The organism is Myxococcus vastator, assembly GCF_010894475.1.
Taxonomy (GTDB): domain Bacteria; phylum Myxococcota; class Myxococcia; order Myxococcales; family Myxococcaceae; genus Myxococcus; species Myxococcus vastator.
Genome location: NZ_JAAIYB010000737.1, coordinates 1 through 2,450 on the forward strand (window position 1 = coordinate 1; position 2,450 = coordinate 2,450).

Below are 2,450 nucleotides of genomic sequence, written 5' to 3' on the forward strand. Positions count from 1 at the left end.
CTGTCCTCCCTCGCCGTGGGTGGAGGGGACCGCAAGGCTTGCAGTGCTTCCTCCGCCGCCCCGCCCTGGATGCCCTGGCACGAGGCTTGGAGTGGCGAAGCGGTGAGATGAAGCCCTCCCGCCAGGAAGTGCCCACGCCGCCCGAAGTCCTGCTGAGCCGGTATGACGTCTCCGGCCCCCGCTACACCAGCTACCCCACGGCGCCAGCGTGGCGGCAGGACTTCGGTCCGGAGCACCTGGTGGCGCGGCTGGAGCAGGCGGGCACCCGGGAGCGCGCCGAGCCGCTGTCGCTCTACGTGCACCTGCCCTTCTGCCGCAGCCTCTGCTGGTACTGCGGCTGCAACGTCGTCATCAGCAGGGACAGGGCCGCCGCGGACGTGTACCTCGACCACCTGGAGCTGGAGCTGGACCTGGTGGTGCAGCGGCTCGGCGCGCGGCGCTTCGTGTCCCAGATTCACTGGGGCGGAGGCACGCCCACCTTCCTGGATGAGCGGCAGCTCGAGCGGCTGTGGACGGCGCTCACCCGCCGCTTCCGCATCGCGCCGGACGCGGAGGTGGCCATCGAAGTCCACCCGGCCGTGACGACGCCCGGCCAGCTCACGCTGCTGCGGAGCCTGGGCTTCAACCGCGTGTCCATGGGCCTGCAGGACTTCGACGCGCGCGTGCAGCAGGTCACCAACCGCCTCCAGTCCCCGGAGGAGACGCGGGCGCTGCTGGAGCACGCGCGGCTGCTGGGCTTCAAGGGCGTGAACTTCGACCTCATCTACGGCCTGCCCCACCAGGACGCCGAAGGGTGGGCCCGCACGCTGGACACGGTGCTGGCCATGCGGCCGGACCGGCTGGCCGTCTACTCCTTCGCGTTCATGCCCGACGTGCTGAAGCACCAGCGGCGCATGCCCGCGGAGGCCCTTCCGAGCGGGCGCGCCAAGCTGGAGCTGTTCCGCGCCGCCTATGCGGCGTTCGTGTCGGCGGGCTACCAGCCCATCGGCATGGACCACTTCGCGGTGCCAGAGGACGAGCTGGCGCGCGCGCAGGCCGAGCGCCGGCTGGGCCGCAACTTCCAGGGCTACACCGTCAAGGCCGCATCGGACGTGGTGGCCATTGGCAGCACCGGCATCAGCGACGTGGACGGCGCGTATGCGCAGAACGTCCGCGCGCTGCCGCGCTACTACGAGCGCGTCTCCCAGGGCTGCCTGGCCACGGAGCGGGGCCTGTCGCTGACGGCGGATGACCAGCGGCGCCGCGCGGTCATCACCCGGCTCATGTGCAACTTCTGGGTGGACCTGGGTTCGGACGGCGCCGACTACTTCGCGCCGGAGCTGGAGCGGCTGCGCGCGTTCGAGGACGACGGCCTGGTGACGCGCACCGGCTCGCAGGTGGAGCTGACGCCCATGGGGCGGCTCTTCGTCCGCAACGTGGCCATGGTGTTCGACGCGTATCTCGCGGGGACGGAGCGCCCCCGCTTTTCCCGCACGGTGTGAAGGGGTCGGTCATGGATGCATTGGACGTGTTGAGCCAGGAGCACCGCCACATCCAGCGCGTGCTGGAGGTCCTGGAGCGGGCGGTGACGAAGGGCCGCGAAGGGGCGTTCGTCTCGGCCTCGCTCTTCCTGCGCGCCGCGAACTTCTTCCTCACCTTCGTGGACGGCAGCCACCACGCGAAGGAGATGGTGCTCTTCCAGACGATGGTGGCGCACCGGCTGCCATTGGCGCCCGGGCTGCTGGCCCAGGTGTCCGGCGAGCATGGCACGGGCAGCGAGCACGCGGTGGCCATGCTCTGCGCGGCGGAGACGATACTGCGCGGCGGGGGGACAGACCCCGCGCGAATGCTCGACGCGGCCGACGACTGGCTGCGGCTGTACCGGGGGCACACCGCGGTGGAGGAGGCGCAGGTGTTTCCCATGGCGCGGCGGTTGTTACCCGCGGAAATCCTGGACCGGATGCGGACACGCTTCGCCCGAATCGAGGCGTCGCATGGCTCGCTGGCGGAGGCCGCGGAGGCCATGGAGCGCGCCTTCACGCCCGTCCCGGCGGGACGGCTCTTCCCTCGCGGACCGGTGTGCTCGTTCTAGAACGCGACGGGCGCCGCGGGAGCACTTCCCGCGACGCCCGGAGTCCTGCTGGCGACGTGTCAGCCCGCGCGGCTCAGTGCTGCGCGAGAATTGCGTCCAGCCGCTTCTTGTCGCTGGAGAAGGAGAAGTAGCTGTAGAGCGTGTGTCCGTTCCGCGGGTCCAGGATGTACGGCCGCAGCTCGCGCACCACGGTCAGCTTGTCCTGGGTGAACTGGAAGTGGCTCAGCAGCTGGCCCACCTGCGACACGAGGAAGTAGTGGTGCTGGGCCGCCGAGACGAGCACGCGCATCTTGTCCTCGGCGAACGACTGCCGGGAGATGGAGTCGTTGATGCGGCGCAGCTCGCTGTCCGAGATGGGCCGCACCACCGGCTGCGGGGG

3 protein-coding genes are annotated in these 2,450 nt (G+C 70.6%); 2 read left to right on the forward strand and 1 reads right to left on the reverse strand.

Translation table 11 applies throughout. The features are described from left to right. The first annotated feature begins 107 nt into the window (after window positions 1-107). Window positions 108-1,481 carry an oxygen-independent coproporphyrinogen III oxidase gene (hemN, locus tag G4D87_RS36700; protein ID WP_163787429.1) on the forward strand — a complete coding sequence of 458 codons (1,374 nt, stop codon included), beginning with the start codon at window positions 108-110 and terminating at the stop codon, window positions 1,479-1,481. An 11-nt stretch (window positions 1,482-1,492) separates the two neighbouring features. After that, window positions 1,493-2,071 carry a hemerythrin domain-containing protein gene (locus G4D87_RS36705; protein WP_205507873.1) on the forward strand — a complete coding sequence of 193 codons (579 nt, stop codon included), beginning with the start codon at window positions 1,493-1,495 and terminating at the stop codon, window positions 2,069-2,071. A 73-nt stretch (window positions 2,072-2,144) separates the two neighbouring features. Here G4D87_RS36705 and G4D87_RS36710 read toward each other — a convergent pair. Continuing rightward, window positions 2,145-2,450: proline and serine-rich protein 1 family protein (locus G4D87_RS36710; RefSeq protein ID WP_163787431.1), on the reverse strand; the 306-nt coding region annotated here is incomplete at its 5' end.

Excerpts from the sequence above, each read along its gene's own strand:
- G4D87_RS36705 (WP_205507873.1), top strand. The coding sequence starts at position 1,493 with ATGGATGCATTGGACGTGTTGAGCCAGGAGCACCGCCACATCCAGCGC.
- hemN (WP_163787429.1), top strand. The coding sequence starts at position 108 with ATGAAGCCCTCCCGCCAGGAAGTGCCCACGCCGCCCGAAGTCCTGCTG.